At 72.1% G+C, this 16,052-nt stretch carries 18 protein-coding genes and 1 pseudogene; 9 read left to right on the top strand and 10 right to left on the bottom strand.

The features are described 5' to 3' along the window. Positions 1-233: 233 nt before the first annotated feature. Positions 234-1,061: an NAD(P)H-binding protein gene (locus tag ABZ154_RS06650; RefSeq protein WP_356829939.1), complete on the top strand. Its 828-nt coding sequence runs from the start codon at positions 234-236 to the stop codon at positions 1,059-1,061. A 4-nt stretch (positions 1,062-1,065) separates the two neighbouring features. Here ABZ154_RS06650 and ABZ154_RS06655 read toward each other — a convergent pair. Continuing rightward, positions 1,066-1,530, bottom strand: a pseudogene (locus ABZ154_RS06655) (MarR family winged helix-turn-helix transcriptional regulator). 184 nt (positions 1,531-1,714) lie between these two features. Between ABZ154_RS06655 and ABZ154_RS06660 the strand changes: the two are divergent. Then, positions 1,715-2,806: an NAD(P)-dependent oxidoreductase gene (locus tag ABZ154_RS06660; protein WP_356829706.1), complete on the top strand. Its 1,092-nt coding sequence runs from the start codon at positions 1,715-1,717 to the stop codon at positions 2,804-2,806. Positions 2,807-2,860: 54 nt separating this feature from the next. On the opposite strand, the gene ABZ154_RS06665 is transcribed toward ABZ154_RS06660, so the two are convergent. Beyond that, entirely contained in the window at positions 2,861-3,823 is a 963-nt protein-coding gene (locus tag ABZ154_RS06665; RefSeq protein ID WP_356829708.1) for an AraC family transcriptional regulator, read from the bottom strand. A 122-nt stretch (positions 3,824-3,945) separates the two neighbouring features. On the opposite strand from ABZ154_RS06665, the gene ABZ154_RS06670 reads away from it, so the two are divergent. Continuing rightward, positions 3,946-4,806 (top strand): NAD(P)H-binding protein, encoded by an 861-nt coding sequence (locus ABZ154_RS06670; RefSeq protein ID WP_356829710.1) that lies wholly within the window; start codon positions 3,946-3,948, stop codon positions 4,804-4,806. 1,028 nt (positions 4,807-5,834) lie between these two features. On the opposite strand, the gene ABZ154_RS06675 is transcribed toward ABZ154_RS06670, so the two are convergent. The 3 genes from ABZ154_RS06675 to ABZ154_RS06685 form a co-directional block, all read right to left on the bottom strand. After that, positions 5,835-7,370, bottom strand: coding sequence for a M28 family peptidase (locus tag ABZ154_RS06675; RefSeq protein WP_356829712.1), 1,536 nt, complete (start codon positions 7,368-7,370; stop codon positions 5,835-5,837). 255 nt (positions 7,371-7,625) lie between these two features. Next, positions 7,626-7,901, bottom strand: coding sequence for a hypothetical protein (locus tag ABZ154_RS06680; RefSeq protein WP_356829714.1), 276 nt, complete (start codon positions 7,899-7,901; stop codon positions 7,626-7,628). A gap of 25 nt (positions 7,902-7,926) precedes the next feature. Continuing rightward, positions 7,927-9,120, bottom strand: a complete 1,194-nt coding sequence (locus tag ABZ154_RS06685; protein ID WP_356829716.1) for an NAD(P)/FAD-dependent oxidoreductase — start codon at positions 9,118-9,120, stop codon at positions 7,927-7,929. 348 nt (positions 9,121-9,468) lie between these two features. Here ABZ154_RS06685 and ABZ154_RS06690 point away from each other — a divergent pair, with 348 nt between their 5' ends. Both ABZ154_RS06690 and ABZ154_RS06695 read left to right on the top strand, forming a co-directional pair. Further along, positions 9,469-9,921 carry a DoxX family protein gene (locus ABZ154_RS06690; protein WP_356829717.1) on the top strand — a complete coding sequence of 151 codons (453 nt, stop codon included), beginning with the start codon at positions 9,469-9,471 and terminating at the stop codon, positions 9,919-9,921. Continuing rightward, positions 9,918-10,352: an OB-fold domain-containing protein gene (locus tag ABZ154_RS06695; RefSeq protein ID WP_356829719.1), complete on the top strand. Its 435-nt coding sequence runs from the start codon at positions 9,918-9,920 to the stop codon at positions 10,350-10,352. Before ABZ154_RS06690 ends, ABZ154_RS06695 begins: the two co-directional genes overlap by 4 nt. Before the next feature lie 12 nt (positions 10,353-10,364). Here ABZ154_RS06695 and ABZ154_RS06700 read toward each other — a convergent pair whose 3' ends face one another. Further along, complete coding sequence (locus tag ABZ154_RS06700; protein ID WP_356829721.1) at positions 10,365-10,778, bottom strand: hypothetical protein; 414 nt, start codon at positions 10,776-10,778, stop codon at positions 10,365-10,367. A 123-nt stretch (positions 10,779-10,901) separates the two neighbouring features. On the opposite strand from ABZ154_RS06700, the gene ABZ154_RS06705 reads away from it, so the two are divergent. Beyond that, entirely contained in the window at positions 10,902-11,678 is a 777-nt protein-coding gene (locus ABZ154_RS06705) for a helix-turn-helix transcriptional regulator (RefSeq protein ID WP_356829723.1), read from the top strand. Continuing rightward, complete coding sequence (locus tag ABZ154_RS06710; RefSeq protein ID WP_356829725.1) at positions 11,675-11,944, top strand: DUF397 domain-containing protein; 270 nt, start codon at positions 11,675-11,677, stop codon at positions 11,942-11,944. The genes ABZ154_RS06705 and ABZ154_RS06710 overlap by 4 nt, the downstream gene beginning before the upstream one ends. On the opposite strand, the gene ABZ154_RS06715 is transcribed toward ABZ154_RS06710, so the two are convergent. From ABZ154_RS06715 to ABZ154_RS06725, 3 genes are all read right to left on the bottom strand, one after another. Then, positions 11,945-12,529, bottom strand: coding sequence for a hypothetical protein (locus ABZ154_RS06715; RefSeq protein WP_356829727.1), 585 nt, complete (start codon positions 12,527-12,529; stop codon positions 11,945-11,947). Between the two features lie 20 nt (positions 12,530-12,549). Then, the gene (gene htpX / locus ABZ154_RS06720) at positions 12,550-13,458 is read right to left on the bottom strand and encodes a zinc metalloprotease HtpX (RefSeq protein ID WP_356829729.1); all 909 of its coding nucleotides are present in this window, start codon (positions 13,456-13,458) and stop codon (positions 12,550-12,552) included. Between the two features lie 79 nt (positions 13,459-13,537). Beyond that, a complete protein-coding gene (locus tag ABZ154_RS06725; RefSeq protein ID WP_356829731.1) occupies positions 13,538-14,242 on the bottom strand; it encodes a pyridoxal 5'-phosphate synthase in 705 nt (234 codons plus the stop codon). A gap of 64 nt (positions 14,243-14,306) precedes the next feature. On the opposite strand from ABZ154_RS06725, the gene ABZ154_RS06730 reads away from it, so the two are divergent. Next, positions 14,307-14,585, top strand: a complete 279-nt coding sequence (locus ABZ154_RS06730) for a type II toxin-antitoxin system Phd/YefM family antitoxin (protein ID WP_356829733.1) — start codon at positions 14,307-14,309, stop codon at positions 14,583-14,585. Beyond that, positions 14,578-14,811 (top strand): hypothetical protein, encoded by a 234-nt coding sequence (locus tag ABZ154_RS06735; RefSeq protein ID WP_356829734.1) that lies wholly within the window; start codon positions 14,578-14,580, stop codon positions 14,809-14,811. Before ABZ154_RS06730 ends, ABZ154_RS06735 begins: the two co-directional genes overlap by 8 nt. A gap of 39 nt (positions 14,812-14,850) precedes the next feature. Here ABZ154_RS06735 and ABZ154_RS06740 read toward each other — a convergent pair whose 3' ends face one another. Next, positions 14,851-16,032, bottom strand: coding sequence for an acetyl-CoA acetyltransferase (locus ABZ154_RS06740; RefSeq protein ID WP_356829736.1), 1,182 nt, complete (start codon positions 16,030-16,032; stop codon positions 14,851-14,853). Positions 16,033-16,052: the final 20 nt, after the last annotated feature.

Here is a 16,052-nt window from a genome sequence, read left to right on the forward strand (position 1 = left end):
GGACCCCGACCGGGTCGTCGTCTACCCCGGATCCCCTGGATCCGGGCCTCAGGCGTTCTCCACCTTCCAGCCCGCCCCTCCGGGGCCCCGGACGGGTGGACATCCCTCCCGGACGCTGAGCCATGGCGGGGTACGAGGGCCCGGGCAAGGCTTGAGCCATGACAAAGACAGAAGACACGACGCCGGAACAGTCCCCGGCCCAGCCCCCGTTTCGGTCCCCGTCCCCGGTACTGGTGACCGGTGGAACCGGCAAGACCGGCCGCCGCGTGGCGGCCCGCCTCCGCGAGCTGGGGGTGGAGACCCGGGCGGCCTCCCGGTCCGGTGAGACCCCGTTCGACTGGGAGGACCCGGCCACCTGGGCGCCCGCCCTGGAGGGGGTCGCCGCCGTCTACATCGTCCCGCTGGACACCGAGCCGTCCCCGACGCCCGCCTTCGTCGAGCAGGCCGTGGCGGCCGGGGTGCAGCGGCTCGTGCTGCTCTCGGCCCGGGGAGTGGACGTGCCGGGGTACTTCGGCCCGTCCGTCGTCGACGGAGGCCCGCACCTCCGGGGCGAGCAGGCCGTGCGCTCCGCCGGTCCGGCCTGGACGATTCTGCGGCCCGGCTGGTTCGCCCAGAACTTCAGCGAGGGCGTCTTCCTCGACGGCGTACGCGACGGCGAAGTGGCCCTCCCGGTCGGGGACGGCAGGGCGGCGTACGTCGACGCGGACGACATCGCGGCGGTGGCGGTGGCGGCGCTCACCGAGGACGGCCACGGCGGCGAGGTGTACGAGCTGTCGGGCCCCCGCGCGCTGGGCATCGCCGACGTCCTGGACGAGATCGCGAAGGTGACCGGCGGCCCGCCTGCCTCCTACGTCCCCATCGAGGAGACCGCATTCCGGGACGGGCTGGTCGCACAGGGCGTCTCGGAGGGGGAGGCCGGGCTCTGGACGGCCGCGCTGGACCCGATCCGCACGAGCCGGGAGGCCCCGCTGAAGGACGGCGTCCGCCGAGCCCTGGGCCGCTCCCCGCGCGACGTCGCCGACGCCTTCCGGGACGCGGCGGCGGAGGGGGTCTGGGGCTGAGGGTCTAGGGGGTGCCGCCCGTGTTGCGGATCATCTGCCGGAGCACCTTGAGGGCGGTGACGTAGTCGGCGTCGTCGATTCCCTGGTGGATGCGGTCGCGGATGCCCGGGGCATGGCGCTTGAGCCCGGCCCGGGCCTCATCCCCCGCCTCCGTGATCCACAGCCGCCCGCTCCCGTCCCGGGTGAGCCAGCCGCGCTCCACCAGGACCTCCGCCTCGGCCGCCAGGTCGTCCTCGGGCCGGATGTAGGCGCGCATGGCCTGCTGGAGCCGGGGGACGGTCATGCCCTGGCCGCCGGGGGAGAGGTCGTTCCCCGACAGGTTGCGCAGCAGCCAGAACTGGGGCTGGGTGAGACCGAGTTCGGCCTGCCGCTCCCGGGTGAACGCGATGAGCGCCTCGTAGGCCACGCCGGTTTAGTAGGCGGCGGGCTGGGCGGCGAGCTCGGTGTCGCTGAGCTGGGGGTGCGTCATGGTGGGCTCTCCTTGCGGTCGGTCGCCGATGAGCTCAACATAGAACCTCAAGTTAAGTTGACGTCAAGGGGCGGCGACGGGGGCACGTCATGCCGCGAGGCAGGGTCCGTACGGGGGGTATGGGGCTTACGAAGAGGTTCGGGGCTTACGGAGGCCGGGCCCGCATACCGGACGGGAGTGCCGCGTGGAACGGTTCCGTGTGCTGTTGGTGGACGCGGCCCCCGGTGTGCTGCTCGGCCGGGAGCTGGAGCGCCTGCTCGGCCACGGTCTGGCCGTCACGCTGAACCTGCGGCGGGTGGCCGATCGTGCCGGGACGCGGGCCGACTGGGGCGGCCGGGTGGACTTCGCCGACTTCGACCCCTTCGACGAGGCCGCGCTGCTCGCCGGGGCGGTACGGGACGGGGCCGGCCACCACGCGGTCAAGTCCCGGGCCGCGGTGCCGCTGCGCGCCGAGTTCCTCGCGGGGGCCACCCGGCCCGGGCTGGCCCATCCGCTCCGCGTCATCGGCCGGGCGGGCGCGGGTACCGACCACGTCGAGCTGGCGGCCGCCGCCAGGCACGGGGTCGCGGTCACCCACACCCCCGGCTCCAACGCGGCGGCGGTCGCCGAGTTCGCCCTGGCCCAACTGCTCGCGCTGACACGGAACCTGAGGCCGTACGACGAGGCAGCACACCGGGGCGAGTGGCGGGCTCCCACGGTCCCTCCGGCGGAGCTGTCGGAACTGACGCTGGGCATCGTCGGTCCGGGCCGGATCGGGCTGGCTCCGGCGGGGCGTGCGGGTGCGCTGGGCATGGACGTCCAGGCGTTCGCGCGGTGCCGGGGCACCACACCGGCACCCCACCCGGCATCGGCACCGGCGCCCGCGCCCCGGCCGGCCCCCACCCTCCCCGGTCTGCTCGCGACCAGCGACGTGGTCTCCCTCCACCTGCCGCTCACCCAGGAGACCCGGGGGCTGATCGGCCGGGCCGAGCTGGCACTGATGCGTCCGGGGGCGATCCTGCTGAACACCGCCCGGGGCGGGATCGTCGACGAGCAGGCGCTCGCCGAAGCCCTGCGCGATCCCGCGCATCCCCTCGCGGCGGCGGCCGTCGGCACCTTCGAGAACGAGCACGCGGCCTTCGCCTCGCCGCTCTTCGGCCTGCCGAACGCGCTGCTGACCCCACACGTGGCCGGGATGACCAGGACCGCCATGGTCACGGCCGCCCTGCGCTGCGCGGACCACATCGCGGCCCTGCTGGCGGGGTGGCCGGAGGGCGTCCCCGTGGTCACGGCCTGACGGCCACGGCCCCGCGCACCCCACCGCTGCCGCACCCCGGCGGCACCCACAGCCTCACCCCGCCGGAGCCGCCAGCCCCGGTGCGCGCCCGGTCGCGGTGGCCTCCTGGCGGTACGCGCTCGGGCTTTGGCCCCGAATCCGTTTGAACGCCGCGCTGAAGCCGAACGCGTCCGCGTAGCCGACCCGCCGGGCCACCGCCGCCACCGTCAGCTCCGGGCGGGTCAGCAGGTCAGCGGCGAGGGTCATGCGCCACTCGGTCAGGTACGCCACCGGGCCGTCCCCGACCAGCTCCGTGAACCGCTTCGCCAGGGTGGTCCGCGAGACCCCGGCCCGGGCCGCCAGCTCCGCCGTCGTCCAGGGGTGCGCCGGGTCCCCGTGCATCGCCCGCAACGCGGGGCCCGCGACCTCGTCGCCGAGGGCTCCGTACCACCCCGGCGGCTCCGCCTCCGGGCGGTCGAACCAGTCCCGCAGGGTGCATACGAGCATCCAGTCCAGCAGCCGGTCCAGCACGATCTGGTGCCCGGGCCGCGCGCCGCCGATCTGGGCGACCACGTAGTCGCGCAGCGGCGCGCAGTCGTCCTCGTCGGGCACGACGAGAGCCGGCGGAAGGGCCCGGAGCAGCCGTTGGGGGACCTGAGCCTGTACGTCGTAGGCGGCGGCCAACAGGACGGCGGGCCCCTCCAGTTCGGGCCCCAGGTCCGGGACGGCGGCCAGTTCGGGCGCGGGGGCCGTGCCGGTGCCCCAGTGCACCTCCCGCACCTCCGCCCCCGTACCGCCCGCCGGGTCGTCGGTGAAGGTGAACGGGGCCGGCCCCCGGACGATCGCGGCCTCCCCGAACGCCAGCCGCAGCGGCTCCCCGCCCTCCGGCACGATCCACCCGGCCCCCCGCATCGGCAGGCACAGCGTCAGGTAGGTCCCGTCCGTGAAGCGCAGGGACCAGGGCGGCCACAGCACCGACCGCCCGAACACCGCACCCTTGCCCCGCACGCCCCGCAACAGCTCGTCGAACACGTCCATGGCGCCACGATAGGCAGAAACATCACGCGCTCCGGACCGCTCGCCCATGGACCGGACGCTCACCTATGCACGGCGGACGGGCGCCCATGGCGGGTGTGACGGCCACGCGATGGACTTGCCCCATGACAGCGAAGACCGGCACGCACCGCACCCCGCCCACCGTCCTCGTCCTCGGCGCCACCGGCAAGACCGGCCGCCGGGTCGTGGCCCGCCTGCGCGACTCCGGAACGGCCACGGTCCGGGCGGCCTCCCGCTCCGGCGAGGTCCGCTTCGACTGGACGCTCCCCGTCACCTGGGATCCGGCACTCGCGGGAGCGGAGGCGCTCTACCTCGTGGCGCCCGACGACCCGTCCCCCGTAAGGGAGTTCGTCCAGCAGGCCGCGGCCTCGGGCGTACGCCGCTTCGTGGTGCTCTCCGGCCGCAGCATCGAGAAGGAGGGGCTGGACTTCGGCCAGGGCATGGCGGCCGCCGGGGCGGCGGTCCAGGAGACCGGGGTCGAGTGGACCCTGCTGCGCCCCAACAACTTCTTCCAGAACTTCGACGAGGACCTGTGGCTGGCGCCACTCCGGGCCGGCCGGCTGGGCCTGCCGATCGGGGACATGCCGGAACCGTTCATCGACGCCGAGGATGTGGCGGAGGTCGCGGCGGGAGTCCTCACCGCGGACGGGGACGGCCACGCGGGACGCGTCTACGACCTGTCGGGCCCCCGCGCGCTCACCTTCGCCGAGGCGACCCGCGCGATCGCCGACGCGGCGGGCCGCCCGATCCGTTACGAGGAGCTCACCCCGGCCGCGTACCGTGCCGAGCTACTCGCCGGGGGCTGGCCGGAGGCGGCGGCCGACGCGCTGGGCGCCATGTTCGCCCTGCACCGGGCGGGGCACACCTCGGAGGTCACCGACGGCGTCCGCCAGGTCCTGGGCCGCGCCCCGGCCGACCTGGAACCGTGGGCGCGGAGCGTCGCGGCACGCGGGGTGTGGGCTTAGGCCGCAGCTGAAGGAACGCGACCCCCGCCGGGTGTCCCGGGCTACTGAGCACCTCGGTCAGGGCCGAGATGCTGCGGCCCCCATGACCGGCGTCGACGGCCGACCGCAGCAGGCCTGATCCTGTCCTGGCTCGACGAAGGCCCCCTGCGCTTCGGCGAGTGGGGCGGGGCCACCACGGAGCGGCTGGAGGGCCGGCCCTGAAGAGTGCGGAGGCGGGTGTACGGAGGCGAGGGCCGAGTTCGCCGTCACGCAAACTTCGCTTTCGGCACCTGGTCGGTGGATGCTCCGCCAAGGAGATGCACAAGACGATCACATTCACCCTAAGGCGATCACGAACTGGCCAAAATTGTCGGGGTAGGGCCCGCTTCCCCCGTGCGCCAGGTGAAGGTTGGCCGTCCTTTCCGGGCTCTACCCCCGGAAAGGACGGTGAGGCCGCTCGGGCCTCGAGAACGCCTTCACACCAGGAGTGTTCCATGCGTTCTTCGCTCATTATGTCCAAGGCTGCGGCGGTCGTGGCCTGCGCCTCCCTGTTGCCGCTCGTTGTGGCCCCCGCGGCCTCCGCCGAGGACGCTCAGGGGGGTAAGCAGGGGGGGCATCTCCATAGCGGCCATCGACAGCTACCTCTCGCAGGTGCGGCCCGGCCTTGATGGCCTTTTCCCCTCGTTATCGCTCCCCCTGTCGGGAGCCCATAAAAAGGGAACCTAGGGCCTCATGCCCGCCAGCGAAAGGTGATTTCCGCGGTCTGAGCAAGACATGAGGTTCGTGGGACGGTTGAATAGAATAGCCGATTCCGGAACGAATGTAACAGCGCTACGGATGGTGTTTCCCCGATTCGGGTTCCGCTTTTTTCGGCTTTCTTTTCCGCTCCCAGGTGACGGGCCTGAAGTTGGCTGATTGTCGCCGGTCGGGGGAGACGGGGCCGTACCTACGGCATGGGAAACCCCCGGTGTCGGGACGCCGTAGGTGGGGGCACCGGGCACCGGGGGTGGGAGCCGGACCCGCCAAGGGGCCCGTACAGGACTACTCGATCACGTCGCGTCCGCGTCCGTCACGTACGCCGGCGCCTGCCGCCCGGCGGCCGGGGCGTGCTTCAGCGAGCCCAGGTCGTGCGCGTACGTGCCCACCGCGTTGGCGATGACGTCGATGTTGATGTCGAACGCCTTCATGTTGATGTTCTTGAGCGTGTCCCCGGCGGCGTGGTAGTTCACGTCGAAGGCGACGCCCGCCTCGCCGCCCCACTTCGCCGCCTCGGCCGGTGTCTTGAGTGCCTCGGCGCCGGTGAACGTACCGCCGGAGGGGATGCCCGCCAGGACGAAGGGGTGGTAGTCGGAGCGGCCGATGAACGGTGTTCCGGCCGTGGGGAGGCCCCGGGCGCCCAGGAACGTGGTGATGTCCCGTTCGATCTGGGCGGATCCTGTCGGCCCTGCAGGGAAGTTGAGACCGTCGGAGTTGTCGCCGTCGAAGACGAACAGGCCGTAGTTCGGTGAGGCGATCATTTCGAAGTTCAGATAGAGCCTGATCTCCTGCCGCTCGGCCGGCGTCAGCTTCTCGACGTAGTGCGCGGAGCCGAACAGACCGCTCTCCGCCGCCGACCACCAGGCGAACCGCACCTTGTTGCGCGGCTGCTTCTCCTTCTTGGCCAGCTTCAGCGCGACGTCCAGGAGGCCGGCCGCGCCCGATCCGTTGTCGTTGATGCCCGGGCCCGCCTTCACCGAGTCCAGGTGCGCCCCGAGCACCACGGTGTCGGCGGCGTCGCCACCCCGCGTCTCGGCGATGACGTTCTTCGTCGTACGTGTCTCCTGGAGCTGGCGGACCTCGAAGGAGATCGTCACCGGGCCCTCGGCGAGGTCGGCGGCGAGCCGGTCCCCGTCGGGCTTGGAGAGCCCGGCTGTGGGGATCTTCACGGTGGCGGGATCGCCGAGGGTGCCGGACAGCGGACCGTACCCGGCGTCGATGTTGTTGTAGATGATGGCCCCGGCCGCACCCGCCGCCGCGGCCTGTTCCTGCTTGACCCCGAAGGCGCAGCCGCCGCGCTTGATCAGTGCGATCTTCCCGGTGAACGCGCCCGCCGCGTAGTCGCCCGGCTCGCAGCCGGTGGTGCCGTCCTCGTCGACCGGCGGGGCGGCCAGCTCGGCCGTGATCCCGCCGACCGGCGTCGACTTGGTGTAGGTGAGTGCCTTGATCTCGGCGTCGAACGGCGTGGGGGAGACGGCGGAGAGCTTCTCGGCCAGCGTCTCGGTGTAGATGAAGTCGAACTTCTGGGACGAGACGCGGTACCCGGCCGCCGTGAGGAGCGCCTGCACATAAGCGGCGGATATCTCGTGTCCCACCGATCCGGCGACACGGTGACCGCCCGTCGCCTGGGCTATCGCCTGTAAGGCCACGAGGTGCTTTCTCGCGTCCTTGGCGGACGCGTCACGCACGAGCGTCTGCGACAGGGCGGCGGCGTCCTGGGCGGCCCTGTCCTTCTGGGCGGAGGCGGGTGACGCCGAGGCCAGCAGGAGCGGGGCCACGAGTGCGGTGGCCGCCAGGGCGGCGACGGATCTTCGAACGGAGGCGCTCACAGAAGTCCTTCCCGGTACGGACGAGTTAAGGGGAAGCTAGCGATCTACACATCCCCCTGTGAACAGATGCGCCACAACTCACGCCATTAATCACACAGTTGTCATCATGTCGCCGTAGTCACTCCTGCGTGGCCCTGGCTCGGGCGGGGCGCGGTCCACGCGGAGCGCACCGGGCTCCCGAGCGCCTCGGCCATCTCGTCCGGCCGGGATCAGTGCTCCGGCCACAGCTGGAACAGCCGGGCCTCCAGCGGGACGTCACGCGGAGCCGGCTCGGGGAACTTCTGTTCCTCGTCGGGGGCGAGCTCCCGGCTCCGGCTCAGGCTCCGGCGGCTCGCCGGACCACGACTCCAGCCGTACGAGCGGGTAGTGGTCGTTGTGGACGGTGGAGAGATACAGCCCGGCCCCGGGGACCTGGATCCGCTCGTCGTCGGCCGGCGGCTCGTCGAACCACATCGTGCCCACGTGGACCGTCCGGTGGTCCACCAGCGGCCGGAAGTCGTCCCGGCGGATCAACCGTGGCGTCTGCGGCACCTCTGCCTCTCCTCCGGGCGCGGCCTCAGTGGGCCCGCGCCACCCTCTTGGCGATCTTCTCGGCGTCCAGAGCCATCTCGCGGAGCATCCCGCTGATCGGGTTGGTGAAGCCGGTGAAGTAGAGACCCGGGGCCTGCTTCGGGGTGCGGCTCCCGTGGGTGACCGGGCGGCCCCGCCCGTCCAGCGCGTCCAGGTGGCCCACCAGCGGCTCCAGGGCACGGGTGTACCCGGTCGCCGCGATCACCACGTCCGGGGTGAGACGGGAGCCGTCGGCCAGGACCACCGCGTCCTTGTCGAAGGAGGCGACGGTCGCCACCGGGGTCACCTTGCCGGTCTTCACCGCGTCGATCAGGCCGACGTCCTGGACCGGGATCGCACCCTCCCGGACCCGCGAGTACAGGCCCGCCCCCGGGCGCGGCAGCCCCTGCGCGGACAGGTCGGGTACGGCGATCCGCGCCATCAGGGCCCCCGCCCGGTCCACCAGCCGCACCGGCAGCCGCCGGACCAGGATGCCGGTCGCCTGGGCCGGCCACCCCGCCGTGGAGCGCCGCACGATGTGCGGGGCGGTGCGCACCGCGATCCGCACCTGGGCGGCCCCGCCCTCGGCCAGGTCCGCCGCGATCTCCGCCCCCGTGTTGCCGATGCCGACCACCAGGACGTCCTTGTCGGCGTACGGAGCCGGGTTCCGGTACTCCGCGGCGTGCAGCAGCTCCCCGGTGAACGTGTCGCGGCCCGGCCACCGCGGGATGCGCGGGGTGTGGTTGAAGCCCGTCGCGACGACGACCGCGCGGCCCCGCAGGACCCGGCCGCCGGTGGCGGTCAGCTGCCAGTCGCCGGAGCCGTCGGGGGCCGGGTCGATCCGGTTCACCTCGACGCCCGTCACCACCTCCAGCTCGTGGTGCTCGGTGTACTTCTCCAGGTACCGCACCACGTCGTCCCGGCCCACCCACCGCCCGAACGCGCGCGGCATCTTCAGCCCCGGCAGCGCCGACCAGCGCCGGGTGGTGTGCAGGTGCAGCCGGTCGTAATGGCCGCGCCAGGAGGCGCCGACCCGGTCCGCCTTCTCCAGGACCACCGCCCGGACGCCCCGGTCGCGGAGCGCGGCAGCGGCGGCGAGGCCTCCGGGCCCACCGCCGATGACGTAGACGGGCCGGTCGTCCGTACGGTCGGTGAGGGCGACGGCGTCGGTGCTGCCTGTGGGGGAAGGGCTGTTGGGCATGGTTCGGAGCGTAATCGCCCGCTCTGTTGATGGGTCTCGGTCAAGGTGGGAAACGATTGCGAATTGATCACGGGGGGCGAGATGTGGTGGTTGCATACCCTTCGCACCTAGCTTTTCCTCAGGTGAGGCCTTCGGCTGACGGGGAGGGCGACGAGGCCGCGATGGGGCCTTGCTGCTCTCCGCCTCGGACCCGGTGTCCGTGACGCCGACGGGGGGCCCGTTGCCGGCGGGCCCGTTGCCGGCGGGGATGGTGACCGGCGCGCCTGGGCCGTGCACGCCCCTTGCGTGAGGCGACCCGCGTCCGCTGAACTGACGTATCGTCAGGTGCGAGCGACCGGAGGCTGCCCGATGCAGACGATCTGGCTCAGCGGTGCGGAATGGCTCGCCGTCCTGCGCATAGGCCTCGGCCTGTGGTGGCTGGAGAGCTGGCGGCACAAGGACAAGAAGGGCTGGTTCGAGCGGGGAACGGGGATCGCCTGGGCGGCGGATGTCGCGGGCAAGCACCGGTGGGGTGTGGTGCGTACCGGCTTCCGGCGGATCGTCGAACCGCGCCCGAAAGTGATCGCGTACGTCGTCGTCTACGCCGAACTGGCTCTCGGAGTGGGCCTGGTGACGGGATTCCTGACCCCGGTCGCTCTCGTAGCCGGTCTCCTCCTCAACCTGCTCTACCTGGTCCTGATGATCCACGACTGGGCCGAGCAGGGGCAGAACGCGATGATGGCCCTGATCTCGCTGGTGGCCCTGTTCGCGATGGCCTGGCAGACGTGGTCGCTGGACGCGGCGTTCGGGCTGTTCCCGTGACGCCGCCGGAGCGTGCGGCGGCCCCGCGCTTCGACCTGCCCGAGCCGGACGCCTTCACCCGCCCGTACTGGGACGCGGCCGGGGAGGGGCTGCTGCTGATCCGCCGGTGCGCCGGGTGTGGGCGGGCGCATCACTACCCGCGCGAGTTCTGCCCGTACTGCTGGAGCGAGGACGTGGGGTGGGAGCACGCGAGCGGGGACGCGACCCTCTACACGTGGTCCGTCGTCCACCGCAACGACCTGCCGCCCTTCGGGGGGCGCGTTCCGTACGTCGCGGCCGTGGTCGACCTGGCCGAGGGGCCCCGGATGATGACGGAGGTCGTGGAGTGCGCGCACGGCGACCTCCGCATCGGACTGGGGTTGGCGGTCACGTTCAGGAGCGCGGGGGAGAGCGGCGGGGAGGCCGTACCGGTCTTCCGGCCGGCAGGCTGAGGCTCCGCGCTATCACTCGTCGCCCGCCGCCGGGGCCAGCTGGGCCATCACCAGCCCGTGCAGCAGCTCCGGATCCACGAACTCGTCCTCCTCCGGTGCTCCGTACCGCCAGCTCAGCGGATACGTGTTGCCGTCCGGGGCGGGGACGCCCACCCACTCGTCGCGCGTCGCCGGCCCGAAGCACTTCACGCCCGGCGGCCAGTCGTACCCGTCGCTCGCGCCCGGCGGGACCAGGAAGTACGTCCACCGCGCCCCGGCCATCTCCCGCACGACAGGGCCGGGCTCGCCCTCGGTCAGGGTCGCCAGGTGCCGGAGGACGGCCTCGCCGCGGATGCCCCGGAGCCGGATGGCGTCGAAGTAGATGCCGGTGAGGTGGAGTTGGTGCCCGGCGGTGGGTACCCATTCGGGGTGCTTCTTGCTCGTCATGGCTACGAGCATCCCGCCGACTGCGTAGCGTGACCAGCAGGACACGGTTCACATCGATGCGATGTGGGGAGGGTGGTGTTGGCTGTGGCGGCGAGTGGTGAAGCGACGCACGGACGGCGGCTCGTGGGAGATCTGATCCGTATCCACCGGGTGCGGGCCGGACACACGCAGAAGACGGCGGCGGACGTGCTGCTGATCTCGGAATCGCTGATGGGAGCGGTCGAGCGGGCGGAACGCATTCCTTCGCGGAACCTGCTGATGGACGCCGAGCGGGCGTTCGGGGCGGGCGGGGCGCTGGAGGCGTGCTGCGAGCTGGTGGACGAGGAGAAGTACCCGGCGAAGTTCCTGGACTGGGCACGGCTGGAACGACTGGCGCGGGTCATCAGCGCGTACGAGACGATGCTGGTCCCGGGTCTGCTCCAGACGGAGGCGTACGCGTACGCGTTGTACCGCTCGCGCGTACCGGCGTACTCGGAGGAGGAGATCGTCCGGCACGTCGAAGCGCGACTGGAACGGCAGGCGGTGCTGACGCGTAAGTCGCCGCCGCGTATCGGGTACGTCATCGAGGAGTCGGTCCTGGACCGGACGCTGGGCGGCCCGGAGGTGCTGAAGGAGCAGTTGCTGCACGTGCGGGACTGCATCGAGCGGTTCAACCACCTGACGGTGCAGGTGATGCCGTCGGACCAGCACATGCACGCGGGGCTGAACGGGCCCATGCAGTTGATGTCCACGGCGGAAGGCCGCAATCTGCTCTTCGCGGAGGCGCAGGGCGGCGGTAGGTTGATCTCGAAGCCGGAGCAAGTGAGCGACCAGCTAGACCTCTTCGGCATCCTGCGGGCCCAGGCGCTCAACCCCTGGAAGTCGGCGGAGGTCATCGATACGAAGGTGAGACAACTGTGAGCCACGGACCCGGACTGACCTGGTTCAAGTCGAGCTACAGCAACAACGAGGGCGAAGCCTGCATCGAGGTTGCTTACGACTGGCACAAGTCCAGCTACAGCGGCAACGAAGGCGGCGCCTGCGTAGAGGTCGCCACCTGCCCCCACACCGTCCACCTCCGCGACTCCAAGGTCACCGACGGCCCCACCTTCGCCGTCGCCCCGGCCGCCTGGACCGCCTTCCTGGACCACGCCACCGCTACGGCCACCGCCACCGTCAGCGCCTGATCACAACCCCGGCGCCCCCCACACCGGGAACCACCGGGACAGGTCCTTCTCCACCCGGAGGTCGTCGCCGAGGGCGCCCCGTACCTGGAGCTCCAGCTGGTTGTCCCGCTTCTCGGTGTCGCCGGGCAGCGGGGCGAACGGGTAGAACGTGCCGCGCTTGTAGAGGTAGACGAGCGCCAGCGCACGCCCCTCCGCGTCCCGGAAGCCGATCAGCGAGCACAGCAGGTGCGGGCCGAAGCCGCCGTCCTGGAGCAGGGTGTTCACCGCGTGCAGGTCGTTGACCAGGCCCGCCGTGTCGTCGGCCGGGTGGGTGGCGAGCAGCCAGGTGTAGCCGTACGCGTCCCGGCTGAACTCCACCGGGATGCCGCCGCGCTCGGTGTCCGCGTCCAGCAGCTCCCGTACGTCCTCCTGGAGCCGGGCGAAGCCGCCGCCCTCCACCCCCGCGAAGCAGACCGAGCCCAGGCCGGTCGGCGTGAAGCCGGTGGCGGCCTGGAGGGTGAGGGCGGCCGAGGGGACGGCGAAGAGCTGGTCGAGGTCGGGGCGGACGGGTTTGCTGCGGCCGAGGATGGCGTCGAGCAGGCCCACGGGCGTAACTCCTTGAAGACTTATCGGGACAGGTCGGTGGAGATGCGGGACAGCTGGTCCAGGCGCTGTTCCAGCGTCGGGTGCGAGGAGAACAGCCGGCCCAGGGACTCCTTCGAGGAGAACGCGGGCATGAAGTAGAACGCGTTGTACGGCTCCGCCTTGCGCAGGTCCTGGGTCGGGATGCGGGCCATCTGCCCGCTGACCTTCGTCAGGGCCGAGGCGAGGGCGGAGGGCCTGCCGGTGAGGAGCGCGGCGGCGCGGTCGGCGGAGAGCTCGCGGTAGCGGGAGAGCAGCCGGGTCAGCAGGAAGCTGATCGCGTACACGACGGCGCTGATCAGGGGGATGAGGAGCAGCAGGATGCCCGCCGGGTCGTTGCCCGGCCGGCTGCGGGCGAAGCCGCCCCACAGGGCGATGCGGGTGATGATGCCCGCCAGTACGCCGAGGAACGAGGCGATCGTCATGACGGCGACGTCCCGGTGTGCGACGTGCGACATCTCGTGGGCGAGGACGCCCTCGAGCTCCTCCGGCTCCAGTCGGCGCAGGAGGCCCGTCGTGGCGCAGACGAGGGCGGTCTTCTCGCTGCGGCCGGTGGCGAACGCGTTCGGTACGTCACTCTCGGCGATGGCCACCTTGGGCTTCGGCATGTCGGCCAGCGCGCAGATGCGGTCGATGGTGCCGTGCAGCTCGGGGGCCTGTTCGGGGGTGACCTCGCGGGCGCCCATGCCGTACGCGGCGATGCGGTCGCTGAACCAGAACTGGGCGATGAACAGGCCGCCGGTGATGATCAGGATGATCGGCCAGGAACCGCGCAGGGCCGCGAGGAGCACGCCCACGAAGACGACGTAGAGCAGACCGATCAGGAACATGGTGGTGACCATGCGACCGGTCAGGCCCCGGTCGGGGGCGTAGCGCGAACGGGCTCGTGGCATCGGTGCCTCCCAACAGCTCGGCTTCCTCCCATAGTGCCCCTTTCTTGTTGAAACCGAGTAAGGCCGCTGTGCGGGCGCCTCAGGGCCAGAGCATCTCGCGGGCCCAGCTTCCGGCCCCGGTGCCCGCCTCCGTGGCGGTCTCCGGGCGGCGGTAGCGGAGCCGGATGTGGCGGCGCCGGGCGTCGCCCTGGAAGAACTCGACCGCGGCCGGCTCGACCACGTACCGGGTCCAGGTCGGAGCCTCGGTGTCCGGTTCCGCCTGGGCCCGCTCCCAGGCCGCGTCCGCCGCCCGGTGGAGGGCGGCCACCGACTCCACGATGTCGCTCTGGGCTCCGGTCAGGGCGGCGGCGAGGGCACCGGTGGACCGGGCGTGCAGGTCGGCCTGGCTCTCGGCCGGGGTGCAGCGGACGACGGGGCCCCTCACCCGTACCTGGCGCCCCAGGCTCGGCCAGTAGAAGCCGAGCGCGGCGTACGGGCGGGCGACGAGCTGGTGGCCCTTGGCGCTGGTGGCGTGGGAGGCGAAGTGGAAGCCGCGCTCGTCCGCGTCGTGGAGGAGCAGGGTGCGCACGTCGGGGAGGCCGTCGGCGTCGGCCGTGGCGAGCGTCATCGCGTGCGGCTCAGGCTGCCCGGCGGCCACGGCGTCGGCGAACCAGGCGTGGAAGAGGGGGACGGGGGCCGGCGGGGCGGTGGCCGGGTCGAAGTCCGGCAGCTCGGTGTCCCAGACGCGCTGGGAGCGCAGGAGGGCGGAGAAGGGGCGCGGGGTGGGTGCGTTCATGGTGGCCATTTGACCGCATGGCCTACCTCTGGCTGCTGTAGCACAACGAGACACGGGGCGCTACGGCGGGCTTGTGAAGACCATCACGCAGCGGGAGTTCCGCAACAAGTCCGCAGAGGTCATGGATGCGGTGGAGGGCGGTGAGACCTTTCACATCACTCGGAACGGCATTGAGGTCGCCGAACTACGCCCCCTCAGTCGCAAGAGGCAGCTCAGCGCGGAGGAACTCGTGGCCCGGCATCGGTGGCTGCCCCGAGTGGACGGGGCCCTGCTGCGCCGCGAGGCAGAGGCATTCTTCGGCGGGGAGGACCGGGTGGGCGACGACGACGTGTGGGAGCGCAACGGTGGCTGAGCGACACCGCGCGGGTGTGCTCGATACCTGCGCGTACATCGATCTCGATGTGCTGGAGCCGGAGCGGCTGCCCGTGCCGCCCGTCCTTACGGCCGTTTCGCTGGCCGCACTCCAGCAGGGAGTGGCCACGGCAAAGGACCCGCTGGTGCGAGCCGCGCGGATGGAGAAGCTGGGGGCGGCGGTAGCCGAGCGCGGTCACGGTCGTCGGACCGTGGGGCAGGCGTAGCGGTGGCCCCCTCACCCCCGCCCCCTCACCCCCGCCCCCTCACCCCCGCCCCAGCACCACCGTCCCCGACGAGCAGAACCAGCCGCCCGTCCCCGACGCCACCGCCAGCTCCGGGAGGCGGCCGCCGGCCTTGTGGACCTGGCGGGCGCCGGCCTCGCCGCGTAACTGGCGTACCGCCTCCACCAGCAGGAACAGGCCGCGCATCCCGGGGTGGCAGGCGGAGAGGCCGCCGCCGTCCGTGTTCACCGGGAGCTCGCCGCGCAGGCCCGTGCGGCCCTTCTCGACGAACGCGCCGCCCTCCCCCTTCGCGCAGAACCCCAGGTCCTCCAGCGTCACCAGCGTCATGTACGTGAACGCGTCGTAGAGCTCCGCCACGTCGATGTCGGAGGGGCGCACCCCGGCCCGCTCGAAGGCCAGGCGGCCCGAGACGGCGGCGGGGGAGACCGTGAAGTCCTCCCACTCCGACATCGTGGAGTGGGACGCGGACTCGCCGGTGCCCAGGATCCACACCGGTGCTTTCGCCGTGTCCGGCACGTACTCCTCCGCCGCCAGCAGCACCGCGCACCCCCCGTCACTGCGGATGCAGCAGTGCAGCTTGGTGAACGGGTCCGCGATCACCGGGCCGGAGAGGACCTCGTCGACCGTGACCGGGGTGCGGAACATCGCGTCCGGGTTCGCCGCCGCGTTCGCCCGGGCCGTCACCGCCACCTCGGCCAGCTGCTCCAGCGTCGTGCCGTACGCGTGCATGTGGCGGCGGGCGGCCATCGCGTACTTGGCGATCAGCGAGTGCCCGTACGGCACCTCGAACTGCAACGGCCCCCGCGCCCCGAACGACAGGTTGGATGTGCGGCGGCCCGCCTTGATGTCGGCCCGGGCCGTCGATCCGTAGACCAGGAGCACCGCCCGCGCCCGGCCCGCCGCGATCGCGTCCGCCGCGTGGGCGGCCATCACCTCCCAGGTGGCGCCGCCCACCGCCGTGGAGTCGACCCAGGTGGGCCGCAGCCCCAGGTACTCCGCGACCTCCACCGGCGCCAGCGTCCCGAGCCCGGCGGAGGCGAAGCCGTCGACCACCGAGCGGTCCAGGCCGGAGTCGGCCAGCGCACGCCGGGCCGCCTGGGCGTGCAGGGCGTACGGGGTGGCGTCGTCGACGCGTCCGCAGTCCGAGAGGGAGATGCCGACGACAGCGACCTTGCGAGGGAGGCGGGGAGAGGAGGCAGGCATAAATCTGACGGTACATCAGG

Source organism: Streptomyces sp. NPDC006261 (assembly GCF_040613515.1).
Classification (GTDB): Bacteria; Actinomycetota; Actinomycetes; order Streptomycetales; family Streptomycetaceae; genus Streptomyces.